Source organism: Halomonas meridiana, assembly GCF_009846525.1.
In the GTDB taxonomy this organism is placed as follows: Bacteria; Pseudomonadota; Gammaproteobacteria; order Pseudomonadales; family Halomonadaceae; genus Vreelandella.
The window spans coordinates 3,297,692-3,314,058 of record NZ_CP024621.1 but is presented as its reverse complement, the minus strand read 5'-3'; the positions used below and the strand labels follow the sequence as shown (position 1 = coordinate 3,314,058).

17 protein-coding genes are annotated in these 16,367 nt (G+C 54.0%); 14 read left to right on the top strand and 3 right to left on the bottom strand.

What is annotated here, in order from left to right; all coding sequences use genetic code 11:
• Positions 1 to 53: 53 nt before the first annotated feature.
• Complete coding sequence (locus tag CTT34_RS15755; protein ID WP_159343269.1) at positions 54 to 623, top strand: YqhA family protein; 570 nt, start codon at positions 54 to 56, stop codon at positions 621 to 623.
• 57 nt (positions 624 to 680) lie between these two features.
• On the opposite strand, the gene CTT34_RS15750 is transcribed toward CTT34_RS15755, so the two are convergent.
• Entirely contained in the window at positions 681 to 1,676 is a 996-nt protein-coding gene (locus tag CTT34_RS15750; protein ID WP_159343268.1) for a serine hydrolase domain-containing protein, read from the bottom strand.
• A gap of 72 nt (positions 1,677 to 1,748) precedes the next feature.
• Here CTT34_RS15750 and CTT34_RS18610 point away from each other — a divergent pair, with 72 nt between their 5' ends.
• Positions 1,749 to 1,883, top strand: coding sequence for a hypothetical protein (locus CTT34_RS18610; protein ID WP_302476118.1), 135 nt, complete (start codon positions 1,749 to 1,751; stop codon positions 1,881 to 1,883).
• 143 nt (positions 1,884 to 2,026) lie between these two features.
• Here the strand turns inward: CTT34_RS18610 and CTT34_RS15745 are convergent, their stop codons facing one another.
• Positions 2,027 to 2,347 (bottom strand): hypothetical protein, encoded by a 321-nt coding sequence (locus tag CTT34_RS15745; RefSeq protein WP_159343267.1) that lies wholly within the window; start codon positions 2,345 to 2,347, stop codon positions 2,027 to 2,029.
• A 315-nt stretch (positions 2,348 to 2,662) separates the two neighbouring features.
• Between CTT34_RS15745 and fliD (CTT34_RS15740) the strand changes: the two genes are divergently transcribed.
• From fliD (CTT34_RS15740) to CTT34_RS15720, 5 genes are all read left to right on the top strand, one after another.
• Positions 2,663 to 4,012: a flagellar filament capping protein FliD gene (gene fliD / locus CTT34_RS15740; protein WP_159343266.1), complete on the top strand. Its 1,350-nt coding sequence runs from the start codon at positions 2,663 to 2,665 to the stop codon at positions 4,010 to 4,012.
• A gap of 210 nt (positions 4,013 to 4,222) precedes the next feature.
• Positions 4,223 to 5,623: a flagellar filament capping protein FliD gene (gene fliD / locus CTT34_RS15735; protein WP_159343265.1), complete on the top strand. Its 1,401-nt coding sequence runs from the start codon at positions 4,223 to 4,225 to the stop codon at positions 5,621 to 5,623.
• A gap of 303 nt (positions 5,624 to 5,926) precedes the next feature.
• Positions 5,927 to 7,231: a FliC/FljB family flagellin gene (locus CTT34_RS15730; RefSeq protein ID WP_159343264.1), complete on the top strand. Its 1,305-nt coding sequence runs from the start codon at positions 5,927 to 5,929 to the stop codon at positions 7,229 to 7,231.
• Between the two features lie 178 nt (positions 7,232 to 7,409).
• Positions 7,410 to 7,763 (top strand): hypothetical protein, encoded by a 354-nt coding sequence (locus CTT34_RS15725; RefSeq protein ID WP_254436403.1) that lies wholly within the window; start codon positions 7,410 to 7,412, stop codon positions 7,761 to 7,763.
• Between the two features lie 7 nt (positions 7,764 to 7,770).
• A complete protein-coding gene (locus CTT34_RS15720; RefSeq protein WP_159343262.1) occupies positions 7,771 to 7,977 on the top strand; it encodes a hypothetical protein in 207 nt (68 codons plus the stop codon).
• Between the two features lie 90 nt (positions 7,978 to 8,067).
• Here the strand turns inward: CTT34_RS15720 and CTT34_RS15715 are convergent, their stop codons facing one another.
• A complete protein-coding gene (locus tag CTT34_RS15715; protein ID WP_159343261.1) occupies positions 8,068 to 9,645 on the bottom strand; it encodes an ATP-binding protein in 1,578 nt (525 codons plus the stop codon).
• A gap of 239 nt (positions 9,646 to 9,884) precedes the next feature.
• Between CTT34_RS15715 and CTT34_RS15710 the strand changes: the two genes are divergently transcribed.
• The 7 genes from CTT34_RS15710 (at position 9,885) to ribF (ending at position 16,365) form a co-directional block, all read left to right on the top strand.
• A complete protein-coding gene (locus CTT34_RS15710; RefSeq protein ID WP_159343260.1) occupies positions 9,885 to 10,580 on the top strand; it encodes a nucleotide-binding protein in 696 nt (231 codons plus the stop codon).
• Positions 10,581 to 10,746: 166 nt separating this feature from the next.
• The gene (locus CTT34_RS15705) at positions 10,747 to 11,514 is read left to right on the top strand and encodes an amino acid ABC transporter substrate-binding protein (RefSeq protein ID WP_159343259.1); all 768 of its coding nucleotides are present in this window, start codon (positions 10,747 to 10,749) and stop codon (positions 11,512 to 11,514) included.
• A 69-nt stretch (positions 11,515 to 11,583) separates the two neighbouring features.
• Entirely contained in the window at positions 11,584 to 12,252 is a 669-nt protein-coding gene (locus CTT34_RS15700) for an amino acid ABC transporter permease (RefSeq protein ID WP_137094889.1), read from the top strand.
• Positions 12,249 to 13,004 carry an amino acid ABC transporter ATP-binding protein gene (locus CTT34_RS15695; protein WP_159343258.1) on the top strand — a complete coding sequence of 252 codons (756 nt, stop codon included), beginning with the start codon at positions 12,249 to 12,251 and terminating at the stop codon, positions 13,002 to 13,004. The genes CTT34_RS15700 and CTT34_RS15695 overlap by 4 nt, the downstream gene beginning before the upstream one ends.
• Before the next feature lie 250 nt (positions 13,005 to 13,254).
• Complete coding sequence (rpsT, locus tag CTT34_RS15690; protein WP_083024671.1) at positions 13,255 to 13,521, top strand: 30S ribosomal protein S20; 267 nt, start codon at positions 13,255 to 13,257, stop codon at positions 13,519 to 13,521.
• Positions 13,522 to 13,627: 106 nt separating this feature from the next.
• Entirely contained in the window at positions 13,628 to 15,205 is a 1,578-nt protein-coding gene (gene murJ / locus CTT34_RS15685; RefSeq protein ID WP_159343257.1) for a murein biosynthesis integral membrane protein MurJ, read from the top strand.
• A gap of 122 nt (positions 15,206 to 15,327) precedes the next feature.
• Positions 15,328 to 16,365: a bifunctional riboflavin kinase/FAD synthetase gene (gene ribF / locus CTT34_RS15680; protein WP_159343256.1), complete on the top strand. Its 1,038-nt coding sequence runs from the start codon at positions 15,328 to 15,330 to the stop codon at positions 16,363 to 16,365.
• The last annotated feature ends 2 nt before the right edge of the window (positions 16,366 to 16,367 follow it).

Genomic DNA, 16,367 nt, shown 5'->3' with positions numbered 1-16,367 from the left:
TACTAGGCACTCTCGCGATTGGTCTAAAAGCAAGAAGGAGCTATGTGCCTACGATGAGCCACTCACCCTCTCCCCATTCACCGCCGCCGCCCAAACCGCCTCACCAACAGTCCGTATGGGAGCGACGTGTCGAGGCGGCGCTGTGGAATTCCCGTTTTTTGGTCATGCTAGCGGTAGTGCCGAGCTTATTAGGCTCGCTGATGCTGTTTATCGTGGGCACGCTGGATATCTTCAAAGTGGTGGGCGATGTGCTGCACTACTACTTGGTGGATGACACCCGCAACATTCACGACACCTTGGTGCCCGATATCATTATTGCGGTGGATATCTATCTGATCGCCATCGTACTGCTGATTTTCGGGCTAGGCGTGTATCGGCTGTTCGTTTCGCGCATCGACCAAGCTGAAGTGCGTTACCCCGCACACCCCTTCAACGTTGCCTCGCTGGATCAGTTGAAAGACAAAATCGCCCGTGTGGTGATTCTGGCCGTGATTATCGAGTTTTTCCGAGCCGTCGTGGATATTCGATTCGCGACACCCTTGGATGCGATCTACCTGGCACTCTCCGTTCTGGCGCTGGCCGCCGCGCTCTACTTGATGAGTTTGGCGCATAAAGGAGAGTAGTCATTAACAAATAGTTATTAACAAGTAGTGATCGACAGTGAGGAGTGGCGTACGTCGTTAATCCTCTTCCAACAAGCCAGTCACCAGCGCGTTGAGCTGCTGCTGGAACTGGCCACCGGGCGATGGCGGGGTTGGGTCTGAGGTAATCACCACCGTCATCTCCCGCTCGGGAATCACATATAGCGCCTGCCCGCCGTATCCTCTTCCGTAAGCGACGTGTTCATCCGCTAACGTCGTGATAAACCAGCCAAAGCCGTAGCCATCCCCTGTCCAGGGTGATTGGCCTCTGGGCGTCCATGAATCTTCTACCCAGCCTTCAGGCAGCACGCGCTGGCCATTGGCCACGCCGTCGTTGCGGTACAGCTCCCCAATCGCAATGAGCGCGCGAGGGGAAAGCTGCATATCGTTACCGCCAAAGTAGATCCCTTGAGGGTCTTGCGGCCATGGGGGAATCGCAATACCGAGTGGTTCGCCTAACAAGCGCTGGGCAAGCGCGAGGGTGCTTTCACCGCTGGCCTGAGTGAGTGCTGCTGACAGCAAATGGCTGGTGCCGGTGGAGTAGAGCATGCGCCCGCCGGGGCGGTCGACGAACGGGCGAGTGAGTGCATCGTTTACCCAATGGGCGCTGGCTACCCAAGCGCCATAGTTGCTGCCCGAAGTACGCTCTAATCCCGCTTGTTGCGCCAGTAAATGCGCTACGGTGATGTCGTTCACTTGTGGGGCAGCAGCGCTGGGCACACTATCTAGTAGCGCCACCAGCGGCTGGTCAACGGACTCAATGACGCCCGCCTTGATCGCCGCCCCGGTGATGGCGGCTAACACCGTTTTAGACAGCGATTTGACGTTGGCAGGTGCTGCAACGCCTGGGCCCCCTTGGTGATGTTCATGAATGATGTTGCCGTCATGAGCGACCACCACGGTGTGTAGGCGATCGAGTGCCCGAGCTTGCTGTTCGAGTGCTTGCAGTGAATTGGGAGAGGGCATTTGGGCGACCACGTGGGTGGTTGTCACAGCACTCAGCACGCATGTCAGCGCAAGAGCAATGGTTTTCATGGCAGCACCTAAGAAAGGAAAAGTAAGGTTCTGAAAACCGTGATGAAGCAAGGTTCCCTCAAAGAGGCAATCATGGCGATTACGCAAATCGTTAAAAAGCCTGCTACGCTAAAAGCGCCTATTGAAGGGAAGCAACCCTTTGATTTCCATGAAACGCTAAAGCAAGGAGTGCCGTTATGCGTAACATTATCTATATCATCGGCCTGATCGTTGTCGTCCTGTTTATTCTTTCACTGCTCGGTCTGCGTTAGGTCGTATTCTCAACGACTTAGTGCTATTTGAGTGCTCTGAAACGCCCGCTTCCTTCCAGCGGGCGTTTTCTTTACTTGTCTTGTGCTTCTGTACATCGGTTAGGCGCAGTCAGCGGCACCTTGCCCAAACATATCGAACATCAATTCTCGACCGAGTGGCGTCAAAACGAAGCGACCGTAGTCGTTAAGCATGGCGACATCGCTCTCTTCCAACGTCTTCTGACAAAGCGCCCAACGAGGGTGCTGATGGCGCAGCGCGTCCAGCTCCTGGCGTGACAACCCACGCTGCGGCAGCGTGATCGTTTCGAGCACGTGGCCGCTCTCATACAGCAGCTCTGCCATGCTAGAAAGGCAGTGGCGTAAGCTACGCTGAATGTGAAAAGAGGCAGTCGACGCAGAGGGTAGCGCTTCAGCGGGCATGGGGTGTGGCTCCTGCAATCGCAGCGAAATGGAGTTGCTGCGGTGCATTGTAAAGCAGGGCTGGGTGTTAGACCAAGGTCTAAAGAGGCGGTTGAGATAGATGTCATGGAATCGCCACACAGCTGGCCCATACTCCGCCATGCGTATGGTAAAGCTGATCCGCACAGTAGGATAAATCTCGTACCGAGTGGTTTTTTTCCCTAAAGTTAAGTAGCAGTGGGCCGATAAGTACCATGAGTGAATTAACGTAATTGAACAGTATTGATAAGGGGCGTCAGCACGACAGGCGGCTTTTTCAAAAAAGGACGGTAATGTATGGCTTCCATTTCTTCATTGGGTATTGGTTCAGGGCTTGATCTCAACGGCTTGCTCGATCAGCTGCAAGACGCTGAGCGTGGAAAGCTGGCCCCCATCGAACGGCAACTGGAAACCCAGCAAACCAAAATTTCTTCCTACGGCCAGCTACAAACGGCCCTTTCTGCCTTTCAGGACGCAGCGGATGCTCTCAACGACAGCACACTGTATGAGAGTCTCTCGACCAACGTTAGCGGTGAAGCATTCACTGCCACGGCCAATGGCGAAGCGCAGCCCGGTAGCTATAACGTATCCGTTACTCAGTTAGCCACATCAGGCACTCTGGCAACCGCAGGCGTGTCGGATTCAACCACCGCCCTGACCACAGAAGCGACCACGCTGACACTCAATTTTGCAGGCGCTGATCAAGCTGACGTTGAGGTAGACATTGCTGCCAACAGCACGCTTGAAGAAGTACGCGATGCCATTAACGCGAAAGGAGATAGTGGTGTCTCTGCCTCTATTATCTTTGACGGTGAAAACTACCGACTAGCGCTCAATTCCACGCAAACCGGTGAAGACGCGTCTATTTCAGGCATAACGCTAGGGGCGGCATTTGGCGGGCAGTTGGAATCAGAGTTTACGCAAGCAGGCCAAGATGCGGTGCTTAATGTCAACGGTGTGGCCATCACCAGCCCTTCTAATCAGGTAGAAGGTGCGATTCAGGGCGTCACGCTTAACCTTCAGGCGGAAGGCGATAGCACAGTTAAAGTCGAGCAAGATACCCGTGCAGTACGCGAAGCGATTACTGGCTTTGTCGATGCCTACAACGATCTAAAAGGCACCATTGGCGAACTCACCAGCTTTAATGCTGAAACGGGCGCCGCTGGGGAGCTGCTGGGCGACAGTGCGGTGCGCACGGTGGAGTCGCGTTTACGCAGTGTGCTGGGTGGAGGTATCGAAGGCCAGTTCTCGATGCTGACGGATATCGGTATTTCGTTGCAGCGCGACGGTACCTTGGAAATGGATAGCGGCAAGCTAGACGATGCTATTGCCAATAATCAGGATGCACTCTCCGCCTTTTTTGCCGGCGCTGCCGATAACGAAGGCATGGCAGGCCAAGTCAACCAAACCATCGAGCAGTTGCTAGGTACTAATGGTACGGTATCCGGCGCGATTTCTGGTGCTGAGAATCGCATTGAGTCGCTGGGTGAGCGTTACACACGCATGGAGCAATCCATCGAGCAGACCATCTCTCGCTACCGTACCCAGTTTGGCCAGTTGGATACGATGATTTCTCAAATGAACCAAACCAGCAGCTACCTCACCCAGCAGTTTGATGCGCTGGATGCTCAGTTAGGCCGTGATTAAATTTAGCTTGCTGTCGAGTCATACAAAACGCCTGCGCTAAGCAGGCGTTTTTGTTGGGGTAATGGGGTATTCGTAGTTAAGTGATAAAAAAGACCTAAAGTTAGCCGTTGTTCCGTCGATAAGATTGCTATTAAATTCAGTCGAAACGCCACCACTGGCGCAATGTATGAATGACTGTGGGTTTAGCCTTTTGCACCGAGGAACATCTGCATGGCGACAATAACCTCCCTAGGCGTCGGCTCTGGCCTGGATCTCACCGGCTTGTTGGATCAGCTACAAGCGGCTGAGCGCGGCAAACTGGCACCCATCACGCTCCAGAAAAAACAGCAGCAGGCGAAAATTTCTGCCTACGGGCAGCTGCAAACGTCGTTGAATAGTTTTCAAGACGCTTTAGCAAAGCTCAACGACCCGAAGCTTTATCAAAGCCTTTCCGCAAACGTACGTGGCGATGCCATTAACACCACTACGTCCGCCAGTGCCTTGCCCGGTAGCTATCGGGTAGAGGTATCGCAGTTAGCTACCTCTGGCACCCTGGCCTCAACCCGTGCGACTGACCGAGACACCGCGCTAGACCTTCAAGGCGCAACGGCGCTACGGCTGGATTTTGGCGGTGCGGATTCTATTGATATTGATATCGCCCCTGGCAGCAGCCTCTCCGCGATACGCGATGCGATTAATGCCAATAAAGACGCAGGCGTCAACGCCACCATTATCAACGACGGCCAGGGCTTCCGGCTGGCGCTCAGCTCTAAAAACACTGGGGCGGATGCCTCTATCGCCAGCTTTAGCTTTGTCGATACCAGCCAAGCCCCGGCAGTGACAGTGGCAGGGCCCTTTGGCGAAGATGCCGCGACTAAGCGCGCCGGTGAAGATGCCGCGCTCACGGTCAATGGCATTTCCATTAGCAGTGCCAACAACCAAATAGAAGGTGCCATTCAAGGGGTCACGCTGAACCTAGCCGAACTCAGCATTGCCGATGGCGAAGCGACGACTAGCACCATCAACGTAGAGCGCGACACGCTAAAGCAGCGCGAAGCCATTAATGGCTTTGTAAAAACATTTAACGATTTAAAAGGCACCATTGGCAAACTCACCAGCTTCAGCGGCGATGCCGAAACTGCTGGTGAACTGGTAGGCGATAACACCGTACGTACTATTGAAGGACGCCTGCGCAGCGTGCTAACGGGCGGAATAGAAGGCGGCGAGCTCTCTACGCTAAGCCAGCTAGGCATTACCCTTCAGCGAGATGGCAAATTAGAAGTTGATAACGCAAAACTAAATGACCTAGTAGCCAATAAACCCCAAGCGCTAAGTGATTTTTTCGCAGGTGATACCACAGAGAACGGAATGGCAGGGAAGCTAAACACCACCGTAGAACAGATGCTTGGCAACAACGGGGTAGTGAAGCTGGCCATTAGCGGTGCTGAAAACCGCGTGAAAAGCCTAGACGAGCGTTTTGAGCGCATGGAAGTGACCATCGAGCGCACCATCAGCCGCTACCGCACCCAGTTCGGCCAGCTAGACGCCATGATTGCGCAGATGAACAGCATGAGCAGCTACCTCACCCAGCAGTTTGATGCACTAGATGCCCAGCTAGGCCGCAAGAGGTAGCCTCCCTTAAGCTGACCGCTAGCCCCCATTTCAAGGGGGCTTTTTCACTTCTGTGCCAGGGTGAGGGTGGAAAGAGCCAGTGTAAAAACAGCCACGGTAGGTGGTGACTGTTGTGAGAGGCAGCTTTAGCTCGCGACAGGCGTCGGCTAGTAGCCAAAATTCATCGCTCAGTTACCAAACATTACATATTTTTTTACTACTCCCCCTAAAGGTTCTCCTCATCAGGCCGTTAATCAATATAACGGCGCAACAAGTAGCCGAAAAGCGGGCCTGACGGCCAGTTCACACGCAAGGAGAATCACCATGTCAGTGATCAATACCAACATTACTTCCATGATTGGTCAGCAGAACCTGTCCAAATCCCAATCTTCACTGCAAACTTCTATGGAGCGTCTGAGCTCTGGTCTGCGCATCAACAGCGCCAAGGACGATGCGGCCGGTCAGGCTATCGCCAACCGTATGAGCAGCCAGATCACCGGCCTGTCTCAAGCGCAGCGTAACGCTAATGACGGTATTTCTGTTGCCCAGACTGCTGAAGGGGCATTGAATCAGGTTAATGATAACCTTCAGCGTATTCGTGAGTTAACCGTACAGTCTCAAAACGGAACCAACTCTGCTGAAGACAAAGAATCAATTCAAGCAGAAATTACCCAACGTCTTTCCGAAATTGATCGTATTTCCAAAGAGACTAGCTTTAACGGTACTAAGGTACTTGCTGATACTAAATCTCTTTCCATCCAGGTTGGTGCGAACGATGGAGAAGCAATTTCAATTGACCTGAAAGAAATTACGTCAGCTACTCTTGAGCTTGACGATTTTCAAGTAACGGCAGGTGTTGATCTTAGTAATTATGACACTGCAACTGACCTAGCCACTGGTGCAGCTACAGGTCGTGTTGGTGAAGAGTTCAGCTTCTCCTTTGATGTTGATACCACTGGGCCTGGTACTGAGACAGCAGTCGGCTTATATGCTACTGAAGAAGGTGGCTATGTAGTTAAGGCCGAGAATGGATCATATTATGATGCAACGATTACCGATGGAGATAATGACACACTTGGTACTATTGCATGGAGTAGTGCTGCAGTAAGTACGAACACACCAGATACAACAAGCGGTGAAGTGAAGACCCTTCGCGCAGAAGAAACTCTTAATGTCGATGCACTGAATGCTTCTGATGAACTGTACGCATCAAGTGATGAATCAGGTGCTCCGACAAAGTACATCATAATGAGCACTGATGCTGACGGTAACTCAGTATATAGCGCTGCTAAAATTGATGAGCAAGGAAATGTAACTAAAGGTGCTCAGCTTCAAGTGGGTACCGATGGTGTAACTTTGAATCCGCTTGAGAAGCTAGATGCTGCAATTGGCCAAGTAGACACTTTACGTAGTGATCTTGGTGCTATTCAGAACCGTTTCGACTCGGCTATTACAAATCTGAGCACCACTGAAACCAATCTTTCAGCCGCTCGTTCTCGTATCGAGGATGCCGACTACGCGGTGGAAGTAGCCAACATGACCCGTGCACAGATCCTGCAGCAGGCAGGTACTTCTGTACTGGCCCAGGCCAATCAGATCCCGCAGTCAGTACTGTCTCTGCTGGGTTAATCTGAAGTTTGGCCGAAAGGCTAACGCAGTAATAAACAACGGGGCCGTAAGGCCCCGTTTTCAATGGTAACGTTGATGTTAATATGACCTTGTTTTGTAAGGTTAATGCATCGTTAGGCGCATTTCATTGGCGAGTAAGATGCTAAGGCATCCGCAGTCTGACGCTATTAGGAGTACCGTGAAATCACATGCCGCTAACATTTCCGCGTTATACGTGGTGAACGAGCTCATCCCCAAGATAAAAGCCGTTGAGAAGCAGATCGAGCACACTATTAGTACGGTCCTCAAAACGAGCCAAACGCCGTTACATATCGAGCGATACACCAAGCTGCAAGCCGAATTTCAGCTAGAGCTGACGATGATTCGTATGAATCTTGATCATTTGCTGCAACGCTATCATAAAGAGCTTGAAGTAGTGATGCAGGACTCACGGCAAGACGTGCTGCTCAGCCTGGATGCCTTTGAGGCCACTGCGATTCAAAATGCCCAACAGCTCTACCAGCGGGTTCAGCAGCTACAACAACGCCAATGAGGCAAACATGACTTCCATGGATCACGAAACCGTCGTATTGGAGTTAGATACTTTGATCCGCGATACCCAAACGTTGATCGATAAAGTGGAGCAATGCGGCCTGGATCAAACTCAGGCAGATGATTATGACCAACTGCTGATTATTCTCGACAGCGCTGTAAAACAGCAGCGGGCACATACCCTAGCTATGTTAAACGCCTCCTCTCACGCGTAAATTTAATCCGTCATTGTTAACCTTGCCTACTCCGCTAGTTTTCTTTTCTTGCTCAATTGCAAATGGGTATTGGGCCTAATGTGCTCTTGCTTAAAGCGTCTCCACGTCAAACGCGACAATCTGCCGTTGAACGCTTGAAAACTCGACGCCCACCAGGTGGATCGGCCTGCCGCTGGCGCGGTGTTTGTCGGCGTAGCCTTTGGCTTTGATCTGCTCTAGCGCTTTACCTTCGGGTAGCTGCTCGACCACTTTGAATTCAAACAGGTAGATATGACCGTTAAAGTCGACGCTCATATCGACTTTGCCGTGGTGGCTAGCATCTTCCACCGTCACCTTTACACCTAGCGCAGCGAAATGGCTGTAAAACACGCTGGCATATACCTGTGAAAAAGTGTGGCCCTCATACTGGGCGATAGGATTGTTTCGGTACCAGTCGTGGGGTAAGCCGGCATAGAGCGCTTTGAGATAGATGCCTAGGCCCGCGAGATCATGAGCCTGTAGCAGGCGGAACAGCGTTAATCGTTCCCGGGGTGGTTCTTGAATGCCTAGTAGTGGCAAAAGCGTTTGGTTAAGGCTGGTTTCTACTTCGCGGTTTGGGTAACCCAGTGTGTAAAGGCGGTAGCCTGTCATGGGTTCTTCGGTGGCGTGTACCGTTAGGTAACCCGTTTGGAATAGCAGCGCTTCTGTGGCGATATGGTCAACATCGAAGCGCCCCAGTAGCTCTGCTTCCGTCTGTAGTTGGCTGAGTGCGGGCGTAAACACTCCGCGTTGCGTCAGTACATTGACCAGGAACGTAGGAGTAGCGCTCTCAAACCAGTAGGGGCTAAAAATACGTTTTTGTAGTAATAGCAGTACGTCAAAGGGGTTGTATACGCTGGGCACATCCTGCCCACCCCAGCGGTAGCCGTTGTACCAGCGGCGGATCTCGTCACGCTCAAGGCCGGGAAGCTCGGGGGCAAATACGGTATCAATATCGCGGTCGGTATAGCCGCAAATATCCGCATATGGGGCATCTAGCGTAATGTCGTTGAGGTTATTTAACCCCGAAAACAGGCTGACCTTGCTGAACTTGGAGACGCCGGTGAGCAACACGAAATGCAAATGGGGGTCGGCATCTTTCAGCACACTATAGAGATTTTTAAGCCCTTCACGCAGTTCGCGGGCTAATGCGGGGTTAAGCAAATTATCTAAAATAGGTTTGTCGTATTCGTCAATTAGTACGACAACGCGTTGGCCATGAGCATGCCGCGCACTTTCCAGCAAACTTGCCAAGTCGTCGGCAATTCTTTCGGGAGTGGGGGTGTCAATATTCAGTCTTTTTCGCTGCTGCTGTAGCTGGTAGCGAATGTTGGTATCTAGATCTTCACGGCTATTTACCACGCCGCTGCCAAAGCTTAAGCGCACCACGGGGTGACGCTGCTGCCAGTCCCACTTATCGTGAATATATAGGCCTTCAAACAGTGCCTCGCGTCCTTCAAATAGGCAGCCTAACGTATCCAGCAATAGGCTTTTGCCAAACCGGCGCGGGCGAGAGAGGAAGTAGTATTTATTTTGGTTGGCCAGCTTCTCAATGAACGGTGTTTTATCGACATAGTAGTAGCCGCCTTCGCGAATATCGGAAAAGGTCTGAATCCCGATGGGCAGTTTACGGCGATGAGTAGCTGGCATGCTGGCCTCCAAGGCTGAACCAATCAAGCACTGGGCAGTTTAGCACGTCCCTTATAGGCCATCGCGATGTGCGGCGACACCAAGCTGGGTGCTTGCATCAGACCTTTGCTCAACTTGGTGGTGCCATTTTTGAGCAGGTAATCGTAAAAGCAGGCTGTTTCATGTGATTACCCCTGCCTGCCCATCACTTTCCTGCTAAATTCCAACAGGGCATCGGGCCTGACGGCGGAGAGACAAGGATGGGCAAGGTTCACTTTATTGGCGGCGAGAAGGGCGGTGTCGGCAAGTCGATGACGGCGCGGGTGTTGGCGCAGTACTACATCGATCACGAGCGGCCATTTTTAGGCTTTGATTGCGACGCTTCCCACGGCACGTTTTCACGATTTTATCAGGAGTACGCCTCTTCGGTAGTGGTGGGCGATGACGATAGCCTTGATGGCATGCTATCGGCCGTAGAAGAGGCGCCAGACCGGGATTTGATTATCGACTTGGCCGCACAGTCCGCCCAGTCCATCAATCGCTGGATTGAGGAAACCGATGTGTTTGGCCTGCTCAATGAGTTGGGCATACAGGTCGTGTGGTGGCACGTGATGGATGATGGTGCTGACTCTGTGACGCTACTGTCTCAGGTGTTAACCCGTTACGCGTTACAACCAGTAGAGATCGTGGTGGTTCAGAATAAAGGTCGTGGCGACAGTTTTGAGCGTTTCGTGGCGTCAGAGACGTACCAACAGGCGCTTGCGTATACAGCGACGCTTATTGAGCTGCCGCGCTTGCATGCCAAGCTCACCCAAAAAATCGATTTCAATGACAGCAGTTTCTGGGCGGTGGCCAACGACCGGCGCATGATGAACATCGCCGAACGCCAGAGGATGAAAGTGTGGTTGCGTCACGCTTATGCACAGTTGGATCAGGTCCCGGGGCTTGGCCGCTAAATGATGGTATAGAAACGAGGCTGGGTTAGTTCCAAAAAATAATAAGCAGGCGGTTTATTATTTCTTTTTTGCTGGTATCTTGTCGGCATTGCGCTGGTGATGACGGAGTCAAAGCCAGCGCCCTCCGTATAAGCTGTGGGTTGTATTGCCCAATGAGGAAATCCATATGGCAAATTTGAACCGTTTGAAGAAGGTCGCCGCTGCTCTCGCCTTAGGCGTGGCAGGGGTAGTCTCCGTGGCTGCCCAGGCCGACACACTGCGGGTGGGCATGTCCGGTGGCTACTTCCCGTTTACTTATGTCGAGCAGGATGAGCTGAAAGGCTTCGAAGTCGATGTGATGAATGCGTTAGGGGAGATCACCGGCGACGAGATTGAGTTCGTGACCGCGAGCTTCTCGGGCTTGGCAGGCATGTTGGAATCCGGCCGCATTGATACCATTGCCAACCAAATCACCATTACCGATGAGCGCAAAGCCAAGTATGCCTTTACCGCGCCTTATGTGTACGACGGTGCCCAAGTGGTCGTGCGTGCAGGTAACGACGCCATCAACGGCGTTGAGGATTTGTCCGGTAAAAGCGTGGCAGTGAACTTGGGCTCTAACTACGAGCAGCTGCTGCGCGAGCAGCCGAATGCCGACGAGATCGATATCCGCACCTACGAATCCAACGTCGAGCAGGATGTGGCGCTGGGCCGTGTCGATGCGTTCGTGATGGACCGAGTGAGTGCTAGTCAAGTGATCAGCGAGCGCGGTTTGCCGCTGGCGTTGGCAGGGCAGCCGTTTACCACTATCGAAAACGCGCTACCGTTCCGTGACGATGAAGAGGGACGAGCGCTGCGCGACCGTGTCGACGCCGCGCTTGAGGAACTGCGCGACAACGGCACCTTGGGTGAAATATCTCAGAAGTGGTTCGATACTGACATCACGCAGCCATAAGTACGGCTAACCTCTGATGATGGCGGCCGTGGCATTGTCACGGCCGTTTTGCTTATAAGCGATACGACGATGCTAAACGTGGAGTATATGTGGGGCCTGTTGCCGGTCCTGCTCAGTTATTTACCGCTGACGCTGCAGATGGCGAGCATCGCCATGGTGTTTGCGCTGATCATTGCCTGCTTGTTAGCGGTCGTGCGGGTATCGAAAATCCCCGTCTTGAACGGCGCGGCGCTACTGTTTATCTCGTTTTTTCGCGGTACGCCGCTGCTGGTGCAGCTGTTTCTGTTTTACTACGGTCTGCCGCAATTGATTGATGCGCTGATTTCCATCAATGGCGTCACCGCGGCGGTACTGGGCCTGACGCTGCACTTTTCGGCGTATATGGCGGAATCCATTCGTGCGGCAATTGTCGGTATCGACCGTAGCCAAACCGAAGCGGCGCTCTCGATTGGTATGACCCAGTCGCAGCTGATGCGGCGGATTATCCTGCCCCAGGCCACCCGCGTAGCCACGCCCACGCTGATGAACTACTTCATCGATATGATCAAGGCGACCTCGCTGGCTTTCACGCTGGGCGTGACGGAGTTGATGGGCGCGACCCAAAAAGAGGCATCGGGCAGCTTTTTATACTTAGAAGCTTTCTTGCTGGTGGCGATTATCTACTGGGTGGTGGTGGAGGCGCTCTCTTGGGGCCAGCGCCGCTTAGAAACGTATCTGAATAAGGCGTACCAGCGATGATCACGCTTGAATCCGTCAGTAAGCAGTTTGGTCAGCAGCCGGTCTTTACCAATGTCGATTTACACCTTGAGCAGGGCGAAATCATCGTCATTATCGGCCCATCGGGCACCGGTAAGTCCACCTTGCTGCGCTGTATCAATTTTCTAGAGCGCCCAGAGGCAGGGTGTATCACCGTCGGTGATTTGCGTGTCGATGCGCGTAAAGCCAGCCGGGCGGATATTTTGGCGCTGCGCCGCCGCACTGCCTTTGTGTTTCAGAACTACGGCCTGTTCGCCAACAAAACGGCGCTTGAGAACATTAGCGAAGGCATGATTGTGGTGGATAAGCTGCCCAAGGCGCAGGCCCATGCCCGAGCAAGGGAGATTCTGGAGCGCATTGGCTTGGCGGATAAAGCGGATGCCTACCCCGCATCGCTTTCCGGCGGCCAGCAGCAGCGGGTAGGCATTGGTCGTGCCATGGCGGCGAATGCCGATGTCATTTTGTTTGATGAGCCGACCTCGTCACTTGACCCTCAGTGGGTGGAAGAAGTGCTTGGCCTCATGAAACAGTTGGCTGCCGAGCAGCAAACCATGATTGTGGTCACCCACGAGATGCAGTTTGCTAGAGACGTTGCCGACCGAGTGGTGTTTATGGATGAAGGCCAGATTGTCGAGCAGGCGCCTCCCGAGCAGCTGTTCACGAGCCCGCAGGATGAGCGCACTCGGCGCTTTTTGCGCAAGATTTTGGCGCCCACTGGGCAGGCATTGCCTTAGCGGTGCGCTTGAAAAGGATTGACAGCGGCTAGTAAGCCCGCTCTACGCGTGATAGACTACGCCATCCTCTCAGACAAGACCCGTGAGCGGGCAGCCATAAGACTGCTCGTTACACTATTTGGCAGAGTTAGAAACGCTGCTGAATCAATTGGTTGTTAAGGAAATGTCGTGACTTGGCAATGCCAGCCGACAAACACATAGTAAATTCGTTGCCGTTTTTAGGCAGCCCTTATTCTCCAAGGAGATACCTGTGGCGAACAGCAAGCAAGCACGCAAGCGCGCCCGCCAGGCCGAGACTCGTCGCGTCCTGAAAGCCAGCCAGCGCAGCATGGTCCGCACCTACATCAAGCGTGTGATCAAAGCGATCAACACTGGCGACCATGGCAAAGCGATGGAAGAGTTCAAGGCAATGCAGCCGGTCGTTGACCGTATTGCTGATAAAGACGTTCTTTCTAAGAAGAAAGCTGCACGTCTGAAAAGCCGCTTGAACAAGCGCATTAAGGCTCTGGCGGCGTAAGCCGGCAGGCGCCATAAAAAAACCGGCTGCGGCCGGTTTTTTTGTGCCTGAGCGTCGCCTACCGGGCGATATGTGTATCTCTATTTAGCCTGTAGGGAATAACCTGATGAGCGCCGATACACCACAGCATGCCAATATGCCGCCGCCACGCCGCGGGCTCATGCGTTCGGGGTTGGTGGTCAGCGCGATGACCATGCTCTCCCGGGTGATGGGGTTGGTGCGCGATGTGGTCGTGGCAACGTTTCTGGGCGCGGGCAACGGCTCAGACGCCTTCTTTGTGGCGTTTAAAATTCCTAATTTTCTGCGCCGTTTATTTGCAGAAGGGGCGTTTAACCAGGCATTTGTGCCGGTGCTCTCTGAGTACTCCACCCAGCGCACCAAGCAGGAGATCCGTGAACTGCTGAATGCGGTGGCGGGGAGCTTAACCGCGCTGCTGGCGTTAATCACCGCGTTGGCGATGCTGGGCGCACCCTGGCTGGTTTGGCTGTTTGCCCCTGGATTTGGCCGCGACCCTGAAAAGCTGGCGCTGACCGCCGATATGCTGCGGCTCACCTTTCCCTACCTGCTGCTGATTTCGTTAACCGCCTTCTCCGGCAGCGTTCTAAACACTTGGAACCGCTTTGCAGTGCCCGCATTTACACCGGTGCTGCTGAATATTTCGCTGATCGGCGCGGCGCTATTGTTAATGCCGCTAATGGAAGAGCCTGCCATGGCGCTGGCCTGGGGCGTATTGATTGCCGGGGCCGCTCAGCTCGCCTTCCAAGTACCGTTTTTGCTGCGCTTGGGGCTGCTGCCGACGCCGTGGCCTAACTTCGCCCACGATGGTGTGAAGCGCATTTTGAAGCTGATGGTGCCGGCTTTGTTTGGGGTCTCGGTATCGCAGATCAACCTGCTGCTGGATACGGTGCTGGCATCGCTGTTGGCCGCGGGCAGCGTCTCATGGCTTTACTACTCTGACCGTTTGGTAGAGCTGCCGCTTGGCGTGTTTGGCGTGGCGATTGGCACCATTATTTTGCCTGCGCTTTCCAAACGTCATGCGGAGCAGTCCACCGAGCACTTCTCCGCTATGTTGGATTGGGCGATTCGTGTGGTGCTGCTATTGGGCGTGCCTGCAGCCCTAGCGCTGGCGGTACTGGCGGAGCCGTTTTTGATTACCCTGTTCCACTACGGGGCGATGACCGATAACGATATTCAGATGGCGGCCATGAGCCTGCGCGCCTATGCCTTCGGGTTGGTGGCCTTTATGCTGATCAAAGTGCTAGCGCCTGGCTTCTTCGCCCGCCAGGACACCAAAACACCGGTGAAGGTTGGAATTATCGCCATGGTCGCGAACATGGTATTCAACCTACTGCTGATTTGGCCGCTGGCCCACGCGGGCTTGGCGTTGGCCACTGCGCTCTCTGCATTTTTAAACGCAGGGCTGTTGGGGTATCTGCTTTACCGCCAGCAGGTGCTGGTATTTCAGCCGGGTTGGGGGCGTTACGCGGTCCAGTTAATCGGCGGCAGCGTGCTGATGAGCGTGGCGCTTATGTTAGTCTCACCTGATTGGCAGGTGTGGTTAGAGTTTGGGCTATGGCAGCGCGTCCGCTGGGTGGCCGGGCTCGTAGTGCTCGGAGGCGGGCTCTACTTTATTTGGTTAACAGCGCTTGGCCTGCGGCTTCGCCACTTTAAAATGAACGGCTAGGGAAGGGGCAGGCGCGTGAGCGCTATTATCTTCTTCTGCACCAGAGCAGCGCGTTCGTTATAATCAAACGCTTTGAAAACGGCCAACGCTTTTAAAACCTAACGCTTTTAAACAGGGGTGCCATGCACGTCATTCGAGGTCTGCACAATCTGACAGCGTCCCATCGTGGCTGCGTGGCGACCATTGGTAATTTCGATGGCGTGCATCGCGGCCATCAGGCGATTCTACAGCAGTGCCGCGAGCACGCTGCGCGCCTGAACGTACCGCTGACCGTGGTGGTGTTTGAGCCTCAGCCCCGCGAGTTTTTTGCCGGAGACCAGGCGCCGCCGCGCTTAACGCGCCTGCGGGAAAAAGTGCGCCTGCTGCGCGACCACGGTGCCGAGCAAGTGCTTTGCCTGCCGTTCAACGATGCCTTGCGCAGCCTCACCGGGCGCGAGTTTATCGATCAGGTGTTGATTGATGGGCTGGGCGTTAAGCATCTAGTGGTGGGCGACGACTTCCGTTTTGGCTGTGATCGCCGTGGCGATTTCAGTTTGTTAGAAGCCGTGGGGCGCACTCATGGCTTTGGCGTAGAGCACACTCGCACCTTCAAAGTCGATGACGAGCGGGTATCAAGCACCCGAGTGCGCACGCTGCTGGCCAGCGGTAACTTTGAAGTGGCCGCCCGCCTGTTGGGCAGGCCTTATTCGCTGCATGGCCGCGTGGTGCGCGACCAGCAGTTGGGTCGCACCATTGGCGTACCGACCGCGAACCTACCGCTATTGCCCCAGCCGCTGACGCTACGGGGGGTATTTGCGGTGGTGGCCGAATTGGCGAATGGCGAGCGCCACCCCGCCGTAGCGAACGTTGGGTTTCGGCCTACGGTGGGTTCTAAACGCCCTACGCTGGAAGTGCACCTGCTGGAGTTTTCTGGCGATCTGTATGGCCAACGGCTAACGGTTTACCCCTGCACACGGCTGCGGGGAGAAGTGAAGTTTGACGATTTTGACGCGCTAAAAGCACAGATTCACCAGGACCAGGCCAAGGCGCGCCGCTACTTTGCGACCGCCGACGCTGATCTAACGACCTCTCTTCCGCTGGCCTCGGCCCCGCTTGGGCGTGAGACCGCTTCTTCTGATTTCACTTCGGCGGATGACGCCGCCGATACTAACGACGGCTGACC